The following is a 24,524-nucleotide window of genomic DNA, read 5'->3' on the forward strand; positions in this document are numbered from 1 at the left end:
AAGTTAGTGAAGTTTCTTACAGTTCCTACATGCTTAGAACCTACTGGATATTTAGTTTCGATATTTTCCCAAGGATCTTTAGATAATTGTTTGATACCTAAAGAGATTTTTCTTTCTTCTCTGTCAAGAGTTAAAACTTCTGCTTCAACCTCATCACCAACTTTCACGAAGTCACCTGCAGATCTTAAGTGAGTTGACCAAGACATTTCAGAAACGTGGATAAGTCCTTCTACACCTGGAGCGATTTCTACGAAAGCACCGTAATCAGCAAGAACAACTACTTTACCTTTTACTTTATCACCAACTTTTAGGTTAGCATCTAGAGCATCCCAAGGGTGTGCTTCTAATTGCTTCATACCCAATTGGATTCTTGTTTTCTCATCGTCGAAGTCAAGGATAACCACTTTAACTGTTTGTCCATCTTCAAGGATTTCTGATGGGTGGTTAACTCTAGACCAAGAAAGGTCAGTGATGTGGATAAGTCCATCAACACCTCCAAGATCGATGAATACACCGTAAGAAGTAATGTTCTTAACAGTACCTTCAAGAACTTGACCTTTTTCAAGTTGAGCGATGATTTCTTTTTTCTGTCCTTCGATATCAGCTTCGATAAGTGCTTTGTGAGATACAACAACGTTTTTGAACTCAGGGTTGATTTTAACAACTTTGAATTCCATTGTTTTACCAACGTATTGATCGTAATCTTTGATTGGCTTAACATCGATTTGAGAACCTGGTAAGAATGCTTCGATACCGTGTACGTCAACGATCATACCACCTTTAGTTCTTGACTTAACAAAACCATTAACGATTTCTCCAGTTTCGTGAAGCTCATTAACTTTATCCCAAGCTTTAAGCGTTCTAGCTTTTCTGTGAGATAATTGTAATTGTCCTGTTTTGTCTTCTCTTTTGTCAACCATTACTTCAACCTCATCACCTACTTGTAGACCTTGGTTGTAACGGAATTCGTTAAGAGAGATAACACCTTCTGATTTGAAGTTGATATCAACGATAGCTTCTTTATCTGTTAATCTTACAACTTTACCAACGATAACGTCGTTTTCTGCAAGATCGTTAAGAGAACCATTGTAGATTTCTTCTAATTCTTTTTTCTCTGATCTGTCTTCTGCGTTAAGACCTGATTCGAAAGAATCCCAATCAAATTGTTCTGGTGCTACGTTTTGGTTTAATAAAACCTCTGCTGAATTTGTCTCTTTTGACATAATTCTAATTTTAATTTGTATTCCGATTTCTTTTTAGTTTCAGCTAAAATGGTCTAAAGAAATTCGGAAGATGTTAATTTATAATCATTTACTTCGCTGAAATCACTCCATAAAAAGTGGTGCAAAATTACTGTTTTTCAATAATATATACAACTAAAAATTTCATTTTATCATTATTAAAACTGAAATCCCATTTTAGCTTTATCTAAAACTTCTTTATCAATTAAAAAATGATTAAATTTGCTTATCGTTTTTAATAAATAATGAAAGTAAATCTTCCTGATAAACTCTACTACTCTATAGGCGAAGTTGCAAAAGCCTTCGATGTCAACACCTCTCTTATCCGTTATTGGGAGCAAGAATTCCCGATTATAAAACCCAAAAAAAATAAGAAAGGAAATCGCTACTTCACACCAGAAGATATCAAAAACCTAAAAATGATTTACCACCTTGTTAAGGAAAAAGGTTACACATTGGACGGTGCCAGAATTGCACTAACAACCAATACAAAAATCTCTGAAACCATCAGTATTATCGACCGCCTCGAGTTTGTAAAAGCCGAACTTCGAAAATTTAAAAAATCCTTTGATAATATCCCAGAATAAAAAAATGCTAACCAACATGGTTGGCATTTTTCTTTTAATAATAATACTTTGGAGTCTTACTTAAGACAAACCTGCATTAATCACCAATAATAAACTTCATATTTTCAAATATTTAGAAAATAAAATCGTACTTTTAATAGCAAACACAGATTATGAAAACGCAATTTTCCTTCCAGATGAGACGGAAACAAATAATTGCTTTAATAATAAGTAGTCTATTTGTCCTAAGTCTCCAGATTTTATTTCACTTTTACAAAAATCATTATTCGGATAATGCTCAGAAGCTTGAAAATTTGACGTTTGTCCCGATTAATAATTCTGCCAAAAGTTTAGCCTCTTTTAATCCAAATAATTTAAACTTAAAAGATTGGCAAGATTTGGGTTTTTCAGAAAAACAAGCATCGACAATTCTGAAGTATAAAGATTTGGTTGGTGGAAACTTCAAATCCAAAGAGCAATTAAAGAAGTGTTACGCTATTTCCGAAGAGAAATACAAAGAATTGGAAGCTTACATTTTGTTAGAAAACTCTGACGCTTCTTTTACTTCCACTAAAACAAAATTCTCCAAAAACCTAAACATCAATGGAAAGTTTAATCCTGATCAACTATCACAGCTGGATTGGCAAAAGATGGGATTTTCGGAAAAGCAAGCAGCAGCGATTTTAAAATATAAAAGTTATCTCGGCGGCAGTTTTGTATCAAAAGAAAAACTTAAAGATTGTTTCATAATCAATGATGAACAATTTTCTCAAATGAAACCTTTTTTGATTCTTCCAGACAAAACGTCTGATAATTTTAAGACTTTTGCTAAACCTAAAAAAGAAATTCACTACCAAAACTTTGACCCAAATTTATTAGATATCACTGGATGGAAAAACTTAGGCTTCACTGAAAAACAAGCTCAAGTTATCGTCAATTATCGTGATAAAAATCTCAAAGGAAGCTTCCACAGCTTAGAAGATTTCAAGTCTTGTTTTGTAATTTCGGAAGAAAAATTTAATGATTTAAAAAACTACATCGTTCTTAATCCTAACAACTTTAAAACATCAAACTCAGAAAAAATTATTGCAAAACAAGAAACTGACTTTTCGAAATTAGATTTAAACAAAATCACTTTTAAGCAACTCATCGAATTTGGCTTTGACGAAAAAGCTGCGGGAAGTTTTATTGGTTTTCGCAAAAAACTGGGGGGATTTGCCAACACACAACAGATGTTAGACACTTACAATATTGATAAAGACTTAATGCAAAAACTAATCAACACTTGTAAATTTTCAACAGACGATGTCCAGAAATATACTTTGGTTGAAGCACCAGAAGAATGGCTAAAAAATCATCCTTACTTCAAATACTCGGCGGATAAAATTATCTTCTACCGAACAACTTATCCAAATGATGAAAAAATCTGGAAGTTTTTAAAACTAAAACCAGAATACGAAACCCGAATGCGTTGGTACACGAAATAAATTTTCAACAAAATAATTTTACCTTTAAAAAAGAATCGCTTTTTCGAGTTCTAAGAGTTTTTGTTTGCGCCAGATACCGCCGCCATAACCTGTTAATTTTCCATCGCTTCCAATAACACGATGGCAAGGAATGATAATCGAAATTTTGTTAAGACCATTGGCATTGGCAACCGCACGAACGCCTTTTGGATTTCCCAAAATATTAGCTTGCTCCTGATAGCTTCTGGTCGTTCCGTAAGGAATCGTTCGGAGAATTTCCCAAACTTGTTTCTGAAAATCCGTTCCTACAGGTGACAAAGGCACAGAAAAGTCTTTTCTTTTTCCATCAAAATATTCCTTAAGTTCTTTTTCCAAAGTTACAAAATGAGGATTCTCACCTTGAATAATATTCGCATCAAAATGCTTGGAAATTTGTTTTAATTCTGTTGGCAAAGCTTTACGATCAGAAAACTCTAACATGCAAATCCCATTACTATCCGCACAGGCAATCATTGTCCCAATCGGAGTTTCGACGCGTTTTAGGTCAATTACTTTTTCCATTTTGGACTGGTTTGGCGAAACCCCAAACACGTTTTTAAAACTTTCATTAAAACCGCTTAAACTTTCGTAACCAGAATCCATGGCGGTTTCTAAAACATTTTCGCCTTGTTGTAATTTTTTAAAAGCCGAATTTATTTTAAACATTCTTTGGAACGCATGAAAGGTCATTCCGTGGTGTTTCAGAAACCAACGTCTAACATTAGCTGGCTCTAAACCCCGCGTTACCAAATCATAATCTTTGAATTTAAGACTTGGATCATTTGACAATTCGTCCAAAAGTTTTTGGATTTCAGTAGGCGTCTGATCTGGATTTTCCAAAGGTTTACAAACTTTACAAGGTCGATAACCTTTCAATATTGGATCTTTTGTATTATCAAAAAACTCAACATTTTCTATTTTAGGTTTTCTTGCGGTACAAGTTGGACGACAAAAAATACCAGTTGTCTTAACAGCCATCCAAAAAACACCCTCAAAATCGGAGTTTTTATCACAAGAAGCCTTGTACATTATCTCGTTAGAAAGTTCCATTTTTTTATTTCAAAATTAAAACAGAAAAGCATTTAGCAACAACCGAAAACTGAACAAGTATTTTTATTCGGGTTGTGCTTTCCATTTTCTAAGAACTTTGGTGTAGAAAAAGATAAAAATGAAACCAACAATTAATAAGAAATAACTTGTAGAATCCATACCTATTTCATCTAAAAATCCACGGCAAGAGTAATATTGTTCTGTAGTTATTAGCGCTTCACATGCATTAATCTGTCGTCTATTAATAATCACTAACAACAGCATCACCATACCCACAAACGTATTAATACTAATATTGACTGCAATAGAATTAATGAATTTGGAGAAAGTTTTCTGAGTAATACTAATAATCAAAATCAGGAGACCTGTTATAAAAAATGCATATAAAATAAAATAGTCATAAGTACTTCCGTAGTGACCAACATTTATCAAAAAGGCCAACAATCCAATTATCAAAGAAAGAACCCCAGCTGTTATCACCGCAAATAATACTGAACGAAGTCCTGTTGTACGGAATCCTAAAATAAGTGTTGATAAACAAAATGCAATCCACAAAAATAAATGAATATACTCATGAAAATAATCTTTGTTTTTGATAGTATCAACATTTTCTAAAACCTGCTTTAGACTGTCGGAATAAAAATAATAATCCTTTAATCTTCTTTTAAAAAAGATATCTGGCGACTCTTCATCAGTCATATTTGGATTAAAATCTTTAATGTTAATTTTGGAATCTACAACTTTTCCGTTTTCAATTGTAGGTGGTGAAACTGTCGTCTCAGCATAAACAGAATCGACTGTGACAGCGGCATCATCAACTGCAGCCGTCGCCGCAACAGTATAATCTTCTCCCATATATCGATCAGCGTCATACTGCTCATTTAACTCAGGCTTGTATTTTTTCGTGAAATTATTGACTTCAAAATTATTTGGATAAAAGCTTAAATCCGTTAAAGACTTTGCATTAAGATTCGTACTGATTTTATACTTTTTGGCAAGCTCGAAAAATGAAGTGAATTGCTTTTCGAAATTTGCCCGGTTTTTGGAGTCTAACAATTCTGCAACAGCTTTGTTAATCTCTGCTCTTTTGCGTTCTTGCTTTTGTGAAACCTGTCTTTCCGAATCATCGATGTTTGAACCTTGATAGTAGTTGGGTTGATCATCATCCGCTTGATCATAAAAAATAGTCGAATAATTATAAAAACTCGGAGCTGTGGTTAGTATATAAGGCGAAAGGTCAACAACATCTTTTTTGAAATAGAAAGTTTTATAATCCTGTTGCGTCTCCGAATAGGCAATTTTCGTTTTGTTGCTGGCTTCAGGTTCTGGAACGACAAAATATCCATCTCTATCTTTCTTTTTGCTGACTTTAGAATAGACTTCATAATACTGATATGCTCTATTGTAGTAGACAAAATACTTTTTAGTTCTATCAATTTTTTGAAGATCCGTTTCGCAATACAAATCAAAAAACGGTTTGGGATAAAGACGATTTCCAAGAGTAAAATCGCTATAATTTTGTGCCAAAAAAGGAACCGTTGTATTAATCAACTTAATATTTTTTGACATCTCAGCGTCGGGATAGAATCTATTAATATTAAGCTTATCCGCAAACATGTACGAGAAATAAAAACTTGTACAACTGAAAATAATTATAAAATATTGGACAAATTGAAAGAACAACTTGGCACTAGAAACTGGATAAAAATTCTTAAATGCATTATTTTTAAACATATTAATCAGCCAACCAACCAAGAGTAAAACTGAAATAATTAAATTGATAAAAATAAAACCCGAACTAAAATAATCATCTACTGCTCTACTTTTTTGCAAACTCGCTGGATCTGCATGGATAAAGAATCCAAATGCAAAAAACAACAAATGAAATAGGAAAGCTAAAGCCAACATCCAAACGATTTTGGTGTTCCAAATAGTTGGATAGCGCTCTAGCAAATATTGATTGATACGAGAAATCTTGTTCATTTTCTTAAAATCTTAAACTTCATTAATTAACGAAAAAGCGTCGTGTTGACTTGGAAATATTTCTGACATAGACAACTTCCACTTCCGAATTACCTAAGGCTGATAAAACCTGCGAAAACTTAGCGGCTTCGCCAAAGCTCGCGATGTAGATTCCACCATTATACTTCAACTCATTTAAATTCAGGTTTTCTAAAATCAACAACAGTTGTTCGCGACTCGCAGTAGTGTCAATTTCAATAATGAGTTGCCCTTCAACCTCATCTTCCGAAGTCTGGAGGTTATCTTTGTATTGTCCATTTTTAAGGAAAATAACTTTGTCCGAAATTTTTTCGACCTCGTACAATTGTTGTGAACTGAGAATCAAAGCAATTGGATTATTAACCGAATTACAAATGGCTTTCAGATCTTCCAAAATAACCTGTTGCGCCAAGACGTCTAGATTTGCCAAAGGCTCATCCAACAGCAAGATTTCGGGCTGACGAAGTAAAGTTCTCGCCAATTCAAAACGCATCTTGTAACCAGATGACAATTCGCTCCATTTAAGGTGTTTGTAATTCCAAAGACCAAGTCGTGCAATCATCATTAATGTTCGCGTTTCATTTTCTTCGGGATTAACACCATAATTAGAAAGCACGAATTTCAGATTGTCTTTCAGACTTCCGTACCACTTTTCTGTACGCTGCGGAATGTAGATTAGTTTTGTTCTGAGATCAAAATCAGAAGTCGTTTTATCCTTAAAGTTAAAACTAAGATTTCCTGCATTATATGATAATTCTTTTGCCAAAATTCTTAGCAAAGTCGTCTTTCCATTTCCATTTTCACCAACCAAACCATAGACTTGACCCTTTCTAATCTCAACAGAAACTGGTCCTAGAGAAAAACGATTGAATCCATAGGATTTTTTAACATCCACAGCTTTGAGAACTGCTTGCTCAGAAGTCAATTCCTGAACTTTAACTTGAGAAATCTCTTGTAATAAATCTTGGGACTTCTTAATGAGGGAATCCTCATCATTGGGATTCTTTTCCTTCCAATCTGTAAGGTCGATTGCTTTTTGATAAATACGCATATCTTGTGTATCCATCGCACAATCTAATAGTTTTCGAAAGCCTAGAACTGTGTCTTTATTATTAAAAAAGTCCGAAACTTCTTGTACGCGTTGCTGGTGCAAAGTCATAGAATAATCTTTAAGATGTTTTAAAGATAATATTTTAAACTAAAAGTGAGAAAAATTTATAAAAACATTTAAAAATTAAAAATAATTATAATATTAAAATATGATTTAAAATTTCATTGAATAAACAAGTATAAAAACACCTTACACTTATATCAAATTAATATTACAATATAATTTTTAACACAATAAAACTATCAATAATCACAATTATTAAAACATTTCAAACAAATAAAACGATAATAAAAATCATATATAATTTTATACATTATATATAAAATATTACATATTTTTGCAAAAAATACAAATCCAAATGAAAAAAAAATTATCTATTTGTTTAATTGTTTTAATTAACATTGTTAACGCACAAGTTGGGATTAATACACAGACTCCTAAAGCAACTTTGGATGTGAGTCTTCCGACAACCTATAACAATGGAGCCCTTGCTGGAGTCACTTTCCCACAACTTTCAGGTGACCAAATAGAGGCAATTGCAACAACAAATCTTAAAGCTGGTACTCTTGTGTATGCCACTGCTGCATCGACTAATACTGTTAAAGATGTTGATAGCATTGGTTATTGGTATTGGACAGGCGATGCGATTGACAAAAAATGGGAACCATTATTTTTATCACACAAATCGGTGGTTTCTTATTTTTATGCACCTTCTGTTTCGCTGCCGACAACATCAGCAACTGTTTCTACAAATTCAGCAGACGATATCTGGTATGAAGCTTCTACTCAAAAATTCCGAGTAAAATTGTTTGAGATTTACAAAAAGCAATACTCTTTAGCAGGAAACATTGCTGGAACCAGTAGAACCGCGATTAAAAATCCTGCAGCAAATAATCTACCGACGCTTACTGCGAAAGATTTGGATTATTTTGTCACTTATTTCGACAACAAAGTTTTTGACCCGAATAGCATTTCTCTTGATGATAACGGCCTACTAACTTATCAAGTTATCAACAATGCGTCGATTACGGAGGATACTTTCATGAATATCGTCTTCAAGGTTAAATAATTCTTTTTTCGTTTTTAAACATTCATTATGAAGAAAATTTTAAGTTTTCTAACATTACTTTGTGCTATATTTAGTTTTGCAGCCAATTATTATTGGGTTGGAGGTAGTGGTAACTGGACAGATATCAACCACTGGCGTACAACTTCGGGCGGATCATCACTTCCATCTGTAATTCCTGGACCTACAGACAATGTTTTCTTTGATTCTAAATCAGGATTTACAACAACAAGCAAAACGATCACATTAGATAATACTGGTAATTGTCACAACATAACATTTTCTGGAAGCACAACTTCCCCTATAGTAACACAAAGCGGCAGCCAAACCTTGAATATTTATGGATCAAGCGAGTGGCAAGCAGGGATGGGAACTCTAAATATTAGCTATATATATTACCGTAATACAGGAGAAGCTAAAACTATTAAAAGTAATGGCGTTAAAACAGTTACTGGTGGCTATTTATATTTTGAAGAAGAAAATTCTATTAGTTTATTGGATGATTTTGAAGTTGGTAATATACTTTATCAGCAAGCTGGGACATGGAATACCAATAATTATAAAGTCACGATTGGTAATTATTTTCAAACAAATTTTGGTACAAACAAGCCCACCACCCTTAATCTAGGAAGTTCACATATATATATGATTCATCCCTACGCTAATTTTAATACAAATGGATATACAACAATAAATGCAGGAACCTCCCATATCCATTTCACTCAAATTATGGGAGGAAATGGATTAGTTGCAAATGCTAGTCAAACATTTTATGATGTTACTTTTGAGGGACCATATGGAAAAGTAAGTGGTGGAGCTAAATTTAATCGTACTGAATTCAAACAAAATGGGCAAATAAGTGGAAGTAATACCTATAAAGAGTTAATCTTCTCTGCGGGCAAAACATATACCTTAGAATCTGGAAAGACACAAACCATCACCAATTTATTTAGTGCTAACACACCACAGTGTGGCGGTTGGTCAACCATTATGTCAAATACTCCAGGAACACAAACTAATATTATTGCTATCGCAGGCGTAAGCATTGATGTTTCAGGAGCGATTATAAAAGACATCAAAGCCTCTGGTGGCGCTAACTTCACAGCCAACAACTCGGTTGATAATGGAAACAATACAGGCTGGACATTTCCTGCTTATACGGGACAAAATCTATATTGGGTAGGTGGATCTGGTAATTGGAATGACAAAGCTCATTGGTCACAATCCTCAGGAGGGACTGGTGGTTATTGCGTACCTGGACCTGGTGACAATACCTTTTTTGATGTAGGCTCTGGTTTCACTACAAGCAGTAAAACCATAACCGTTGATAATATATCATACACTCACAACATTAGCTTCTCAGACTGCACTGTCGCTCCCATATTAACACAACGCGACAGCCAAACCTTGAATATTCATGGATCCAGTGAATGGCAAGCAGGGATGGGAACGATCAATATTAGCTATATATATTACCGTAATACAGGAGAAGCTAAAACTATTAAAAGTAATGGCGTTAAAACTGCTGGTGGCTATTTATATTTCGAAGAAGAAAATTCTATTAGTTTATTGGATGATTTTGAAGTTGGTAATATACTTTATCAGCAAGCTGGGACATGGAATACTAATAATTACAAAGTCACGATTGGTAATTATTTTCAAACAAATTTTGGTACAAACAAGCCTACCATCCTTAATCTGGGAAGTTCACAGATATATATGATTCATCCTTACGCTAATTTTAGTACAAATGGATATACAACAATAAATGCAGGAACCTCTCATATACATTTCACTCAAATTATGGGAGGAAATGGATTAGTTGCAAGTGCTATTCAAACATTTTATGATGTTACTTTTGAGGGATCATATGGAAAAATAAGTGGTGGAGCTAAATTTAATCGCGTTGAATTTAAACAAAATGGGCAAATAAACGGAAGTAATACCTATAAAGAGCTAATCTTCTCCACAGGTAAAACATATATCTTAGAACCTGGAAAGACACAAACCATTGAAAATTGGACATTAGGTGGTACACCTTGTGATGTTACGTTTGTACAAAGCAGTACACCTGGAACAAGAGCTAACATAAATATCACAGGTACAACAACTAATTTCAATTTCGGTAATCTAAAAGACATTAACGCTTCAGGAAAAATATTGCATTTTGGCGAGCAAAGTACAATTGCTAATCAGAACAACAACAATATTACTTATGATCAATACAATCCAGGTGCTTTCTCAGGTTTCGGGGCAGATTGGATAGATCATACGATCAACAACGCCGATCCTTCCACTTATATCTTGTCAACAGACGGCTTTTACGGAAATCAGTATACCACTTATAAATGGTACAAAATCAACGATTCTCGATACAATCCAAACACTATAATCAGTACAGATAAAAACATTGATATTAGAAGCTTCGGAATGGGAACTTATCGTGTAGAAGTTAATTACAACAATACTTGTATTGTTAAAGAAGACTTCCTTATCACGCCTTTCAAAACACTGAAAGTTTACATCAATCCTAGCCTCCGAATGAGAGTTAAATAAAAAGCAAAGCCACTCGATATTGAGTGGCTTTTTTACTAATCATCGTCTCTATCATGCGAGCGACCATGATGTTTATTATTCTTAGCTTGCTTTTTTATATACTTTTGATAGTCTTTGTAAGCTTTGTCATTATTTTTGTTTCGGTTATAATAAGCGACAGGATTTTGGCCTTTATAATATTTGTTTTTAAACTTAGCATAATTACCAACTCCTAAAATCCTTTCAACTTCAGTATAACAATCTGTTCTCCAACGATCTGGATTTTTTCCATAATAGTTGTTCCAAGAATTATAATCGGAATAGCGGTTATTAAGAGCGAACAATTGATTTTGTTGAGTGGTTGACAACAACAATTCGCTTACAACATTCTGCCAGTTAACATCATTAATACTACTTCTATAAGCGTCGTAATATGGTGACTGAGCTGATGCAAATCCAAATCCTACGACTAACATCAACATTGCAAATAACTTTTTCATAATCTTAAAGTTTTAAGTTTTACAAAAAAGAAATTCCAAGTTTTATACCAAAACACAAAACGCTCTCTGGCAAAGGCTTTTAAGTTGTTTAAAATTTACTTAAATGATTTTATTCTAATCATTCCTTTATTTTCGTGAAACATCATACACGTAACAATACCATCGCGTTCGGTGCAATCTTTTGTCAATTCGTAGCTTAGGCTTAAGTTTTCGCCGTCTTTTTTATCTTTAATCAATTTGTCATTACAAACCAAGAAATCTCCTTTTCCTACAATTCGGATGTAAGTTCCGGTACAGTCTCTCACAATACTACCCGTTTCCGCATTATTTTTAACAAGACTTGAACAAGACAAAAATGCGCTAGCCATAGCACAACCGATTATTAAATTCTTGATACTCATAATTTATTTTTTTGATAAAATTAGTAAAGTTTCAGAAACTATTCATCTGCATTAAACAAAATTTACAAATAATATAAAAACTTTAAATTATATTCATTTTATAAAGCTAAAAACACTATGTTTGGACTTTAACTTTTCAAAAAGTCTAAGGAAGCATTGTAGTTCTTAAAACAATTCCTACTCTATTTCTTAAAATTTAAAAAACATGAAAACCAAAATACTTTCTTCATTAATTGCTATTGGCTTCTTTGGTGCTTTTAATGCACAACAAAAAATCCCATTTCGTTTGACTAAAAACAATAATATCATTGTTAAAACTTTAATTAACAAAAAAGATTCTTTGGATTTGATGTTTCAAATTGCGATAGATGATGGCTCGATTTCGCCCAACAGAAAGCATGAAATAACAAGTTTGACTTTTGATAAAAACGAAATTAGTGACGGAAATACTATTTCAATTGGAAATCTGGAATGGAAAGACATGCGTTTTTTCAATAACGAATTATCTGGTCATGAATCCGATGGAAAGCTGGGAACTTCTGTTTTCGCAGGCAAAGCTTTTACTATCGATTACGATAAAAATGAGTTTCAAATTTTTGATAAAAACCCAAGCACAAAAGGCTATTCAGAACTTTCTTTAAAAATTAAAAATGGACAGTTTTTCATCACTGCAAAAAGTTTAATCGACGGAAAAGAATACGAATCTGAATTTCTGCTGCAATCAGGCTACTCGGGCGGAATTTTGTTTAGTAATGATTTTGCGGATAAAAATAATCTTAACGAGCATCTAAAATCAACTTCCGAAAAAACACTTAAAAACTCGCAAGGACAAAGTGTAACGACTAAACAAGCGGTTTTAGCTCAATTAAAAATCGGAAAATACAAACTTAAAAATGTTGCGGCTGGATATTTTACTGGAGAATTAAAAATGCAACATAACAGCTATTTCGCAGCCGATGTCATAAAACGTTTTAATTGGATTTTTGATGTTAAACGTGAGAAGGTGTATATAAAGCCGAGTAAGTATTTTAATGATGCTTATTTGAAGATTTAAATTTCTGAATAATCACGAAAATTTTTGCTAATCATAATGAAATCTACATTTTGCAATCAAAATTTCATTTTCTTGATATCTATAAATTAATCGGTGTTCATCATCAATTCGACGTGACCAAAATCCAGAATATTTATGTTTCAATGGCTCTGGTTTTCCAATACCCTCAAATGGATTCCTCGAAATGTCTTTGAGCAAATCGTTAATTCGTTTCAATTTCTTTTTATCCGTTTTTTGCCAATACAAATAATCTTCCCACGATTCGTCAACAAAAATATATTTCATTATTCCTCAATTAAATCTTTAGAAAACGAATTTTCAGTTTTCAATTTTTCAATTGCTGAATCCAAACGCATTTCATTTTTTCTCGATGATAATTCATAGTTAGTTGCCATCAAAGAATTATACTCGTCTAGCGACATAACAACAATTCCCGAATCTTTTCCACGATTAATAATTAAAGTTTCAAAATTCTTCGAAACCCTGTCTAAATAAGATTTTATATCTTTTCTAAAATCAGAAACACTAGCAATCAACATAATATTGTATTTTTACTTGTACAAATATATGTACAACATTTTTAAAAGACAAAAAAAATTCAACTTTTGAATCTTTCGCAGCTAACATCAAAATCGATGGTATAAACAAAAAAAATAACCTAAAAATTGCTCTCGTAGACTTCTGCGAGGGCTTTTTCGTTTAACTCTAAAAATTGAATTCTAAAATTAAAACATAATACATAGTATAACAATGTATTTTGTTTTATATTTGAAATATGAATGAAGAATTTATCAACAAGTGGATTTCTCAACTCAAAAAAGGGACGTTGTCGTTTTTGGTTCTTTCTGTTTTAAAAGATGGAAAGCAATATTACGGCTATGACTTAATCAACGAAATCAAAAAGCAAACGGAAACTGATATTGCTGAGGGAACTTTATATCCTTTATTAAATCGTTTAAAAACCGAAAATTTAGTGACCGCAATTTGGATTGAACAGGAATCGGGAATTCCTCGAAAATACTATGAAATAACAAATCTTGGAAAAAATACAATTCAAGAAATGAAATCATATTGGACACAACTGAACACCACCATCGAAAAAATATAATATGAAATTTAAAGAAATAGAATTCGCCGATAAAAACGTAAAAAGAATCTACAAAGATTACATTTCGCGCATTGAAAATGCAACAAAAAAACTGAATTATAATAACCGTCAAGAAATTTTGATGGAAGTTAACAGTCATATTTTTGAGAGTTTTCAAAACGATAATTCTGAAAGCAATGATGTTGAAAAACTTCTCAATATTACTGAACGAATTGGACAGCCAGAAATTTTTCTAAAAGAATTGGTAGCACAAAAAGCCTTGGAAGAATCCACGAAAACATTTAATCCAATTTCAATATTTAAAGCTTTAGTTTTAAATCTCGGCAATGGGTTTTCTTATGTTTTATTCTTCATTTTATACCTATTATTATTCGCATTTGTATTTTTAATTTTTGCTAAAATATTTGACCCCGAAAATGTAGGATTCTTTTATAAAACAAAGGAACTTTTTGTACTCGGAAAAATAAATTCGGCAACCAAAAATTACAGTCAATACGAACAATTGGGCAATTTATTTATTCCAGTAATGATTGTTTTGACGTCAATTTCGTACGTTACCATTACGTTGTTATTGAAACTTAAAAAGACGGTAAATATTAAATTGGGGTAATTTCAATTCTCAATAAATAATAAAAAAACACCTAACAAGTTTTGAAAACCTGTTAGGTGTAGCTAAAATATTTTTAGAGTTTAAAGAATTAGCTTACATCGCCAACATTTTAAAACTCATACTTTCGATAACCTTCAAAATGGCTTCTACCGTGTCCATTGATGTTAAACAAGGAACGCCGTTTTCAACGCTCATTCTACGGATTTGGAAACCGTCTCTTTCGGCCTGTTTTCCTTTCGTAGTCGTATTTACAACGTACTGAACTTTACCTTTTTGAATCAAATCGATTAAGTTAACGTCTTCTTCACCGATTTTGTAACCGATTTTCGTTGGAACTCCGTGCTCTTCGAAGAATTTTGCAGTTCCTTCGGTTGCCCAAATTCTGAAACCTACATCGTTAAATCTTCTTGCCAATTCCACCGCTTCTTTTTTATCGTTATCAGCTACCGTAAACAAGATAGAACCGTGCGTCGGAACTTTTCTTCCTGCTGCGATTAAGCCTTTGTACAAAGCTTTTTCCAGCGTAGAATCTTTCCCCATCACTTCACCTGTTGATTTCATTTCTGGACCTAAAGAGATGTCCACTTTCGTCAATTTTGAGAAAGAGAAAACAGGAACTTTCACGAAAACACCTTCTTTATTTGGAACCAAACCATTTTTAAATCCTAAATCTGTTAATTTCGCTCCTAAAACTGCTTTGGTAGCCAATTTTGCCATTGGAACATCCGTAATTTTAGATAAGAAAGGAACCGTTCTTGATGAACGCGGATTCACTTCGATAACATAAACTTCACCATCCGAAATAACGTACTGAATGTTCATTAATCCAACGATTTTCAAACCTTTTGCAAGTCTTTGAGTATAATCAACTAAAGTATCGATTTGTTTTTGATTCAAATTTTGTGGAGGATACACTGCAATCGAGTCACCAGAGTGAACTCCCGCTCTTTCGATGTGCTCCATAATTCCAGGAATAATCACGGTTTCACCGTCGCAAATTGCATCGACTTCAACTTCTTTTCCTGTTAAATATCTATCGACCAAAACTGGGTGCTCTGGACTCGCTTCCACCGCGTTTTCCATATAATGTGCCAACTCGGTTTCGTTATACACGATTTCCATCGCACGACCTCCCAAAACGTAGCTCGGACGCACCAAAACAGGATAACCAATTTCGTTTGCAATCACAATTGCTTCTTCTTTTGAAGTCGACGTTTTTCCTAAAGGTTGCGGAATTTGTAAGTCTTGAAGCGCTTTTTCAAATTTATCTCTGTTTTCGGCTCTGTCGATATCTTCAAGTGTTGTTCCTAAAATTTGTACTCCGTGAGCAGCCAATTTATCCGCTAAATTAATGGCTGTCTGACCACCAAATTGTACCACAACACCTGTTGGTTTTTCAAGTTCGATGATGTTCATCACATCTTCTTCTGTTAAAGGCTCGAAATAAAGCTTATCCGAAATCGAGAAGTCCGTCGAAACCGTTTCTGGATTATTGTTGATGATAATCGCCTCGTAACCCATTTCTTTAATCGCCCAAACCGAATGCACCGTCGCATAATCGAATTCCACACCTTGTCCGATACGGATTGGCCCTGAACCCAAAACGATGATTTTCTTTTTGTCCGAAACTACACTTTCGTTTTCATCTTCGTAAGTTCCGTAGAAATAAGGCGTTTCTGACTCAAATTCTGCTGCGCAAGTATCTACCATTTTGTAAACTGGCATCACGCCGTTTTCTTTTCTGAAATTGAAAATCTCACGCTGTGTAACTCCCCAAAGATGAGCGATATTTAAATCTGCAAAACCTAATTTTTTAGCTTCAAGTAAAATATCTTTGTTGAATTTATTTTCTTTAATCGTTGTTTCAAAATCGATTAATTTTTTGATTTTCCAAATAAAGAATTTATCAATTTTGCTCCATTCTACAATCGTTTCCCAATCGTAACCTCTTCGTAAAGCATCACCAATGATGAATAATCTTTCATCATCACAAACTCGGATTCTCCTTTCGATTTCTTCAGCAGTCAAAGCTTCTGCTTGCTTGGTTTTAAGTCCGATATGGCGAATTCCTGTTTCTAAAGAACGAATCGCTTTTTGTAAAGATTCCTCGAAATTTCTTCCGATTGCCATTACTTCGCCCGTTGCTTTCATCTGTGTTGAAAGTCTTCTGTCAGCTGTTTCAAACTTATCAAACGGGAATCTTGGGAACTTTGTTACCACATAATCCAAAGCAGGCTCAAAACAAGCGTAAGATGTTCCTGTAACTGGATTCATGATTTCGTCAAGTGTTAAACCAACTGCAATTTTTGCGGCGATTTTCGCAATCGGATAACCTGTCGCTTTCGATGCTAAAGCCGATGAACGCGAAACTCTCGGATTTACTTCGATGATATAATAATTGAATGAATGCGGGTCTAAAGCCAACTGAACGTTGCAACCTCCTTCAATTCCTAAAGCTCTAATGATTTTTAACGAAGCATTTCTCAACAACTGATATTCTCTATCAGAAAGTGTCTGAGACGGCGCCACAACGATGGAATCTCCTGTATGAACGCCCACAGGGTCGATATTTTCCATGTTACAAACCACAATTGCATTGTCGTTGGCATCACGCATTACTTCGTATTCAATCTCTTTGAAACCCGCAATTGACTTTTCAATCAAACATTGAGTTACAGGAGAATATTTTAGTCCTAATTCAGAAATTTCTCTTAATTCTGTTTCGTTAGAAGCGATTCCTCCACCTGTTCCACCCATTGTAAAAGCAGGACGAACGATAACTGGATAACCGATTCTATTCGCAAAAGCCACCGATTCCTCAACTGTATGAACAATATCTGAATCTGGAACTGGCTCATTTAATTCTCGCATCAACTCACGGAATAAATCTCTGTCTTCTGCTCTGTTAATCGCTGAAAGCTTGGTTCCAAGGACTTCAACTTTGCATTCTTCAAGAATTCCAGATTTTTCTAATTCAACTGCCATATTCAGTCCAGTTTGTCCTCCTAAAGTCGGAAGAAGCGCATCTGGACGCTCTTTTCTGATGATATGACTCACAAATTGAAGCGAAATTGGCTCGATATACACTTTATCTGCGATTTCCACATCCGTCATAATCGTCGCCGGATTGGAGTTGATCAAAATAACTTTGTAGCCCTCTTCCTTCAAGGAAAGACAAGCCTGTGTTCCTGCATAATCGAATTCTGCAGCCTGCCCAATGATGATTGGACCTGAACCGATAACTAAAATTGTTTTTATGTCGTTTCTTTTCATTTTTTTTTTATTGGATTATTTAAGAAAATAAGTACTTACAAATTTTCTCAAGCTCTTCTCCTTTTCTTATTATTGCTTTATCTTTATCCCAAATAGTATGTTCTTCAATTTGTTTTTTTACAATTGCATATTCACTTTCTGAATAAGATTTTTTTGTAGAGTTATTTAATTTTTTCGGATAATTTTCATTTCCTATTGAACGATTAATATCGCTTTCCAAAACCATCAGATTTCCAATAGAATTAATTTCATTGTTCCATTCAGTTAAAATATCTTGTCTTTTATTTTTATCTTTATCTAAGTAAGATTGAATATGTTCAATATCAATTTTCGAATTAAATAATTTATCTTGAAGATTATTATTCATTAAACTATAATCTTCTTCTAACATTGCTGACATCCGACACACCAAATTTTTACGTTTAGCATTGTCTGTTAGATTTTCAGTAATAAAATAGTCAAGATTATACCAATCATTGTTATTGCTTTCCCTTGTTCCTATTTTATTGTTAATTAATTCTATAATTTCATTTAACGGCTTATTTTCTAAAATAAATGAATCTATTAATTGGGGTATAAAATTATAAGTAATTTCATAAATAGCTTTCTGAAAACGAACACTATATATAAAAAACAATTTATTTAATTGGCGAATAAATAAAAATAAATTTTCCCAAAATTTGGGTTCTAGTTTAAACCTATAAAGAAAAATGTAAACCAATTTATCAAACCTACTATATCTTGACCACCAAATAAAATGCATTGCGCAACCATCTTCATTTGTAAGGTATTCATTGTAATTCCAAATAAACTGACTTTCAATAATCTCATATAAATCCTCTAAAGACAAATCTATTTTGTCAATATCTTTAAGAAAAAGATTATCTTCATAATTCCCAATTCTGAATTTTGTATCAAATAATTGCATAAAAAATCTGTCTGTCCCGTATTCATATAATGATTTCGATAAGCCATAGCGGGAAATCAATACTATTTGATAGATACTTAAAACAGATTGAATACTTAAATTCTCTTGTCCTAATTTTTTGTTATTATCCGTTATTTTAGAATAAACATCATTAATTTTTTCAAAAACATTTTCATTTTCTCCTTTCTTTCTAAGATATTCATACATTTTAATTTTAAAAATATCGCCACCATTCAAATCCATTCCAGTTGTATTAATAGTATCAAATATCTTCAAAGTTTTTGACAAAGCCGTTTTTGTTTCTATTAAAACAAAATAAATATTTTCTAAAATATGAATTTTGAATTCTAATAATTGTTGTATACTAAATTCATATTCTTTTAGTTTGTATCTAATAAGTTCTGCATTTTTTTGGTATTTATTTAATTCAATATTATTTTCAGAATTATTTAAAAATAGATTTAAGAATTCTTGTTCTTTTGCAACTTTCGTTTCTAAAAAATTTAAATTTATTTCATTAAATTCTATACTAAAGTCACTCTTTAAAATATGCAATAAAATTAGGATTGTTGTTAGACGTTGTTGCCCATCAATAATTTCGTTATTATATGATAAAAGAATTGAACCTAAAAAAAGTGTATCTTTTTCTTCAAATGAAATAAAAAGACTACTCAAAAAACGCTCTATTTCTTTTTCTTCCCAAGAATAAGGTCTTTGGAAAATTGGAATTTCATAATTTTTATCAAGTCCTAAAATATCTCTATTTTCGGAGTTAGAAAACAAACAAACTGATTTTGCTTCCATATCAAATTCTTTTTTCATACTTAAATTACAAATTTTATAGCATTTTAAAAATAATTTCAAAAATTGTTACACTGTTACCTTTTTAGAATCCTCCATTAGTTCAATAAACTCATCAAACAAATAATTCGCGTCTTCTGGACCTGGACTTGCTTCTGGATGGTATTGTACAGAGAAACAAGGGTGAATTTTGTGTTTTACACCTTCGTTGGTTCTGTCGTTAAGAGCGATGTGCGTTTCGATTAAATCTGTGTTTTTCAAAGAATCTTGGTCAACAGCGTAACCGTGATTTTGAGAAGTTATTGCAACCGTATTTTTTTCTAAATCCAAAACGGGATGATTTCCACCTCTGTGTCCGAATTTTAGTTTAAAAGTTTTAGCACCACAAGCCAAAGCAATTAATTGATGTCCTAAACAGATTCCGAAAATTGGAACTTTTCCCAATATTCCACGAATCATTTCCAATGCATGAGGAACATCTTCTGGGTCACCAGGGCCATTAGAAAGCATCACACCATCTGGATCCATCAAAAGAATTTCTTCAGCTGTTGTATGCTGAGAAACCACCGTAATGTCGCAATCTCTTTGAGAAAGCTCACGGATAATTCCTAATTTAGAACCGAAATCTACCAAAACAACTTTCAATCCTCTTCCCGGAGCAGCGTAAGGCGTTTTTGTAGAAACCATTTCTACTTGATTGGTTGGGAAGTTCGTTCCTTTTAATTCTGAAATTACCGCTGCTTCATCAGCGTCAGCGTTAACGATTTTGCCTTTTACAACACCTTTGTTACGAAGAATTCTTGTTAATTTTCTGGTGTCGATTCCAGCGATTCCGCTTAAATTTTTCTTTTGGAAAAACTCATCCAAATCCATCTGTGTTCTGAAATTCGATGGTAAATCGCAAACTTCTTTTACAATTAAACCTTTAATCGCAGGTTCGATACTTTCGTAATCGTCGCGGTTGATTCCGTAATTTCCGATTAATGGATAGGTCATACACACGATTTGCCCACAATACGATGGGTCAGAAATCAACTCCTGATAACCTGTCATTCCTGTGTTGAAAACCACTTCTCCATCGGTATCCAAATTGGCTCCGAAACCCGTTCCGTGGAATACTTCACCCGATTCTAATATTAATTTCTTTTTCATTTTCTTTATTAGATGTTAGATTTCAGATGTTAGACATTAGACTCAGAAATTGTCTGAAATCTTGTGTCTGTAATCTTAAAATCTTTTATTCAAACTCAAATCCTTTTTGTTCCAAAGCGTCTTTTAGAATCGCCATTCTTGCATAAACGCCGTTTTCCATTTGTTTAAAAATCCTTGAACGCTCGCACTCTACTAAGTCTGTATCAATCTCAACACCTCTGTTAATTGGTGCTGGATGCATGATGATAGCGTTTGGTTTCATTAATTTTTCACGTTCTTTGGTTAAACCATATTTTTTGTGATATTCTTCCGCCGAAAATCCATGTTTACTTTCATGTCTTTCGTGTTGAATTCTTAACAACATTAATACATCAACTTCTTTTACTAATTCGTTAAAAGCTAAAAAAGTTCCGTTAATAATAGCGCCCTCATCAAACCATTTTGATGGTCCTGAGAAGTAAACTTTTGCACCCAACTTTCGCAAGGCTTCAGCGTTGGAGTTGGCTACTCTACTGTGTTTAACATCGCCAACAATCCCAACTTTAAGGCCTTCAAATTTTCCAAATTCTTGAAAAATTGTCACCAAATCCAACATACATTGCGATGGATGATTTCCCGTCCCGTCGCCTGCGTTGATAATCGGAATGTTGATATTTTTTAAATCTTCGTAAAAGCGATCTTGTTTGTGACGAATCACCACCAAGTTAACGCCCAAACTTTCGATTGTCTTGACAGTGTCATAAAGACTTTCGCCTTTGTTAACCGAACTGTGCGACGCATCAAACGGAACTACTTTAAGTCCCAACTTTCGCTCTGCGATGTCAAAACTAGTTTTAGTCCTTGTACTATCTTCAAAAAACAAATTCGATACAAAAATATCTTGCTTGGCTTTGAAGCTTTTCCCACCTGCGATTTCCAAGGCATCTTGGATAATCTTGTTAATCTTTTCTTGGCTAAGTTGTGTAATATTAAACATCTTTATTTTGAGTTTTGAGCACAAAAAAAGCGAGGACAACAATCCTCGCTTTTAATTAAAAATATCGTAAAGAGCGCTTACGCCCGGTAAATCTAATGATATCAATAATGCTTTTTTCATTAACTGCAAAGATAGACTTTTCTATTAATTCTCAAAAATATTTTTTAGACTTTTTAACATTTTTTATCATCCGGTTGTTTTTCTTAACAATTTTTATATTTTTGTTAAAAATCATAAATCATGGATGCTAAAGACAGAATGATTCTAAGTATTCTTCAACAAGATTCTACATTATCAGTGAAAGAAATCTCGGAGAGGATTGGACTTACCTTCACGCCAACTTACGAGCGTATCAAGCAACTCGAAAAACAAAAAGTCATCGAAAAATATGTTGCTCTACTTAACCGCGAAAAGCTAGGTCTCAACATCATCGTCTATTGCAACATTCGACTGAAAGAACAATCCAAAAAAGCTTTGGAGGCCTTTGAAGAACACATCGAAAAATTCGATGAAGTGCAAGAAATCACTAGTCTTTCTGGTGAGTACGACTATATGCTAAAAATTATCGCAAAAGACATCAACTCTTACAACGACTTCGCTGTTAATGTCATATCAAATTCGCCGAATATCGGCTTGTATCACAGTTCTATTGTACTGCATGAAGTAAAAAAAACTACTACTTTCAAACTTGACTAAGCCTGGAGCTTCGTAGCAATCTTATGGAATTGATGCGTAACTTCATCTAAACAAAGATTTCCGATGCTGCCCTGGTGGCTGTGTTGGAGATCTTTGATATCGTAATCGAATTCTTGATTTTCGATCGCATTCCCGACACTTACATAAGCATCACGGAAAGACGCACCAGCTTTTACTTCTTCATTAATCTTCTCAACACTGAAAAGATATTTGTATTTTTCATCTTCTAAAATCCCGTCTTTAACTTGGATGTTTGGAAGCGTGTAATTCAGAATTTCTAAACATTCCTTTAAAGAATCGATTGCTGGGAACAGAATTTCTTTTGTCAACTGCATATCGCGATGATAACCCGACGGCAAATTATTAGTCAACAAAATCAATTCATTAGGAAGCGATTGTATACGATTACAACGCGCTCTTACCAACTCAAAAATATCAGGATTTTTCTTGTGTGGCATAATGCTACTTCCTGTCGTGAACTCTTTTGGAAAGCTTATAAAATCAAAGTTTTGGCTTAAATACAAACAAACATCATAACTGAATTTACTTAAAGTTCCTGCTAAAACTGACAAAGCAGAGGCTAACAATTTCTCCGATTTTCCGCGTGTCATTTGTGCATAAACTGAATTATGATTCATGGAAATAAAACCTAATTTGGAAGTTGTACTTGCTCTATCAATCGGGAATGACGAACCATAACCTGCTGCTGAACCCAACGGATTTTTGTTAATGATATTCTTAACCGACAACAACAATTCTACATCATCTAAAAGCGATTCTGCGTAGGCACCAAACCATAATCCAAATGACGAAGGCATCGCAATTTGGAAATGCGTATAGCCTGGTAGCAAGACCTTCTGATGTTGTTCTGACAACGAAATCAAAGTTTGGAACAAGGTATCTACCAAAGCCGAAATCTCGCGAATCTCTTGTTGCAAATATAATTTGATATCCAACAAAACTTGATCGTTACGCGATCTTGCGGTGTGGATTTTCTTTCCTGTGTCGCCTAATTTTTCTATTAAAATAGCCTCAACTTGGGAATGTATATCTTCCGCCGACTTATCAATTTCGAAATTGCCAGCAATAATATCTTCTAAAATAGAATCTAAAACCGTTAGCATCGCCGTTGATTCTTCATGAGAAATCAAACCAACTTCTGCTAACATTTTGCAGTGCGCCATCGAGCCGATGACGTCGTATTTTGCTAAACGGTCATCAAAATCCAAATCCTTCCCAACAGTAAATTTGTTGACTAAATCGTCTGTTTTGGATTGGTCTTTCTGCCAAATTTTTTTCATTTTGTTCTTAAATTAATAGGGTTTTGGTTGACTGTTGTCGGTTATTTGTGAACAAAGTTTTCTCTTTCGTCGAAGTGATAAATCGTAAATATCAACTCGTAAATCTTAATATTTCTCGTTAGGCTACGCTACTCGAAATGACGAATTTTATATGCTAAATCTTAATTCATAAATCTTAAACATTAACTCGTAAATCTTAATATTTCTCGATACGCTGCGCTACTCGAAACGACGAACTTAAAATCGTAAATCGTATATTTTAAATCGTAATTCGTAATTCACAAATCAACGTTCCTAAAACCAGTTAGTAGTCTCAGCCCAGCCTGAGCGGAGCTCTTTTTGTTTTTGTATTCCGAGGAACGAGGATTGCAAAAACAAAAAAGCGGGAGCACTTCGACAAGCTCAGTACAGGCTTCGGTGGATTAGCTGCCCAAATAAAAAACTATAAAACCTGTTCTAAAATATTGATGTAAATTTCGATTCCGTCCTTGATTTCGGCGATGTAGATAAACTCATCCGCCGTATGCGAGCGCAAACTGTCGCCAGGTCCCATCTTGACCGAAGTGCACGGAATAATCGCCTGATCGGACGAGGTTGGCGAACCGTAAGTCGTCCTGCCAAGCGCCAAACCAGCCTGCACAAAAGGATG

General features: G+C 33.7%; 21 protein-coding genes and 1 pseudogene. 8 read left to right on the forward strand and 14 right to left on the reverse strand.

The window, feature by feature from the left end; all coding sequences use genetic code 11:
* The coding region (locus tag Q1V95_RS03050; RefSeq protein WP_300670156.1) for a 30S ribosomal protein S1 at positions 1-1,223 on the reverse strand (1,223 nt) is incomplete at its 3' end.
* Positions 1,224-1,486: 263 nt separating this feature from the next.
* Between Q1V95_RS03050 and Q1V95_RS03055 the strand changes: the two genes are divergently transcribed.
* The gene (locus Q1V95_RS03055) at positions 1,487-1,828 is read left to right on the forward strand and encodes a MerR family transcriptional regulator (protein WP_300670159.1); all 342 of its coding nucleotides are present in this window, start codon (positions 1,487-1,489) and stop codon (positions 1,826-1,828) included.
* 176 nt (positions 1,829-2,004) lie between these two features.
* The gene (locus tag Q1V95_RS03060; RefSeq protein ID WP_300670161.1) at positions 2,005-3,294 is read left to right on the forward strand and encodes a helix-hairpin-helix domain-containing protein; all 1,290 of its coding nucleotides are present in this window, start codon (positions 2,005-2,007) and stop codon (positions 3,292-3,294) included.
* Positions 3,295-3,318: 24 nt separating this feature from the next.
* Here Q1V95_RS03060 and Q1V95_RS16270 read toward each other — a convergent pair whose 3' ends face one another.
* The 3 genes from Q1V95_RS16270 to Q1V95_RS03080 form a co-directional block, all read right to left on the reverse strand.
* Positions 3,319-4,362 (reverse strand): methylated-DNA--[protein]-cysteine S-methyltransferase, encoded by a 1,044-nt coding sequence (locus Q1V95_RS16270; protein ID WP_366143264.1) that lies wholly within the window; start codon positions 4,360-4,362, stop codon positions 3,319-3,321.
* A 63-nt stretch (positions 4,363-4,425) separates the two neighbouring features.
* On the reverse strand, positions 4,426-6,345 hold the full coding sequence (locus Q1V95_RS03075; RefSeq protein ID WP_300670163.1) for a hypothetical protein: 1,920 nt from the start codon (positions 6,343-6,345) through the stop codon (positions 4,426-4,428).
* A gap of 22 nt (positions 6,346-6,367) precedes the next feature.
* Positions 6,368-7,522, reverse strand: a complete 1,155-nt coding sequence (locus tag Q1V95_RS03080) for an ABC transporter ATP-binding protein (RefSeq protein ID WP_300670165.1) — start codon at positions 7,520-7,522, stop codon at positions 6,368-6,370.
* A gap of 310 nt (positions 7,523-7,832) precedes the next feature.
* On the opposite strand from Q1V95_RS03080, the gene Q1V95_RS03085 reads away from it, so the two are divergent.
* Together Q1V95_RS03085 and Q1V95_RS03090 are read left to right on the forward strand one after the other, a co-directional pair.
* Positions 7,833-8,543 (forward strand): hypothetical protein, encoded by a 711-nt coding sequence (locus Q1V95_RS03085; RefSeq protein WP_300670167.1) that lies wholly within the window; start codon positions 7,833-7,835, stop codon positions 8,541-8,543.
* Between the two features lie 27 nt (positions 8,544-8,570).
* The gene (locus tag Q1V95_RS03090; protein WP_300670169.1) at positions 8,571-11,096 is read left to right on the forward strand and encodes a hypothetical protein; all 2,526 of its coding nucleotides are present in this window, start codon (positions 8,571-8,573) and stop codon (positions 11,094-11,096) included.
* A gap of 35 nt (positions 11,097-11,131) precedes the next feature.
* Here Q1V95_RS03090 and Q1V95_RS03095 read toward each other — a convergent pair whose 3' ends face one another.
* Complete coding sequence (locus tag Q1V95_RS03095) at positions 11,132-11,575, reverse strand: hypothetical protein (protein WP_300670171.1); 444 nt, start codon at positions 11,573-11,575, stop codon at positions 11,132-11,134.
* A 95-nt stretch (positions 11,576-11,670) separates the two neighbouring features.
* Positions 11,671-11,976 (reverse strand): hypothetical protein, encoded by a 306-nt coding sequence (locus Q1V95_RS03100; protein ID WP_300670173.1) that lies wholly within the window; start codon positions 11,974-11,976, stop codon positions 11,671-11,673.
* 205 nt (positions 11,977-12,181) lie between these two features.
* Here Q1V95_RS03100 and Q1V95_RS03105 point away from each other — a divergent pair, with 205 nt between their 5' ends.
* Complete coding sequence (locus tag Q1V95_RS03105) at positions 12,182-13,030, forward strand: aspartyl protease family protein (protein WP_300670175.1); 849 nt, start codon at positions 12,182-12,184, stop codon at positions 13,028-13,030.
* Between the two features lie 27 nt (positions 13,031-13,057).
* On the opposite strand, the gene Q1V95_RS03110 is transcribed toward Q1V95_RS03105, so the two are convergent.
* Together Q1V95_RS03110 and Q1V95_RS03115 are read right to left on the reverse strand one after the other, a co-directional pair.
* The gene (locus Q1V95_RS03110; RefSeq protein ID WP_300670177.1) at positions 13,058-13,315 is read right to left on the reverse strand and encodes a Txe/YoeB family addiction module toxin; all 258 of its coding nucleotides are present in this window, start codon (positions 13,313-13,315) and stop codon (positions 13,058-13,060) included.
* Positions 13,315-13,569, reverse strand: a complete 255-nt coding sequence (locus tag Q1V95_RS03115; protein ID WP_300670179.1) for a type II toxin-antitoxin system prevent-host-death family antitoxin — start codon at positions 13,567-13,569, stop codon at positions 13,315-13,317. The genes Q1V95_RS03110 and Q1V95_RS03115 overlap by 1 nt, the downstream gene beginning before the upstream one ends.
* Positions 13,570-13,805: 236 nt before the next feature.
* Between Q1V95_RS03115 and Q1V95_RS03120 the strand changes: the two genes are divergently transcribed.
* Positions 13,806-14,138 (forward strand): PadR family transcriptional regulator, encoded by a 333-nt coding sequence (locus Q1V95_RS03120; protein ID WP_300670181.1) that lies wholly within the window; start codon positions 13,806-13,808, stop codon positions 14,136-14,138.
* A 1-nt stretch (position 14,139) separates the two neighbouring features.
* Complete coding sequence (locus Q1V95_RS03125; protein ID WP_300670183.1) at positions 14,140-14,748, forward strand: hypothetical protein; 609 nt, start codon at positions 14,140-14,142, stop codon at positions 14,746-14,748.
* 93 nt (positions 14,749-14,841) lie between these two features.
* Here Q1V95_RS03125 and carB read toward each other — a convergent pair whose 3' ends face one another.
* The 4 genes from carB to Q1V95_RS03145 form a co-directional block, all read right to left on the reverse strand.
* A complete protein-coding gene (gene carB, locus Q1V95_RS03130) occupies positions 14,842-18,021 on the reverse strand; it encodes a carbamoyl-phosphate synthase large subunit (RefSeq protein ID WP_300670185.1) in 3,180 nt (1,059 codons plus the stop codon).
* 19 nt (positions 18,022-18,040) lie between these two features.
* Positions 18,041-19,771 (reverse strand): DUF262 domain-containing HNH endonuclease family protein, encoded by a 1,731-nt coding sequence (locus tag Q1V95_RS03135; RefSeq protein WP_300670187.1) that lies wholly within the window; start codon positions 19,769-19,771, stop codon positions 18,041-18,043.
* A 48-nt stretch (positions 19,772-19,819) separates the two neighbouring features.
* On the reverse strand, positions 19,820-20,902 hold the full coding sequence (locus Q1V95_RS03140; RefSeq protein WP_300670189.1) for a carbamoyl phosphate synthase small subunit: 1,083 nt from the start codon (positions 20,900-20,902) through the stop codon (positions 19,820-19,822).
* A gap of 85 nt (positions 20,903-20,987) precedes the next feature.
* A complete protein-coding gene (locus Q1V95_RS03145) occupies positions 20,988-21,878 on the reverse strand; it encodes an aspartate carbamoyltransferase catalytic subunit (protein ID WP_300670191.1) in 891 nt (296 codons plus the stop codon).
* Positions 21,879-22,118: 240 nt separating this feature from the next.
* Between Q1V95_RS03145 and Q1V95_RS03150 the strand changes: the two genes are divergently transcribed.
* Complete coding sequence (locus tag Q1V95_RS03150; protein ID WP_079666277.1) at positions 22,119-22,574, forward strand: Lrp/AsnC family transcriptional regulator; 456 nt, start codon at positions 22,119-22,121, stop codon at positions 22,572-22,574.
* Here the strand turns inward: Q1V95_RS03150 and argH are convergent.
* Together argH and Q1V95_RS03160 are read right to left on the reverse strand one after the other, a co-directional pair.
* On the reverse strand, positions 22,571-23,875 hold the full coding sequence (argH, locus tag Q1V95_RS03155; protein WP_300670195.1) for an argininosuccinate lyase: 1,305 nt from the start codon (positions 23,873-23,875) through the stop codon (positions 22,571-22,573). The genes Q1V95_RS03150 and argH overlap by 4 nt on opposite strands.
* Before the next feature lie 442 nt (positions 23,876-24,317).
* Positions 24,318-24,524: pseudogene (locus Q1V95_RS03160) on the reverse strand (acetylornithine deacetylase); the annotation flags it as partial.

Source organism: Soonwooa sp., assembly GCF_030151385.1.
Classification (GTDB): Bacteria; Bacteroidota; Bacteroidia; order Flavobacteriales; family Weeksellaceae; genus Soonwooa.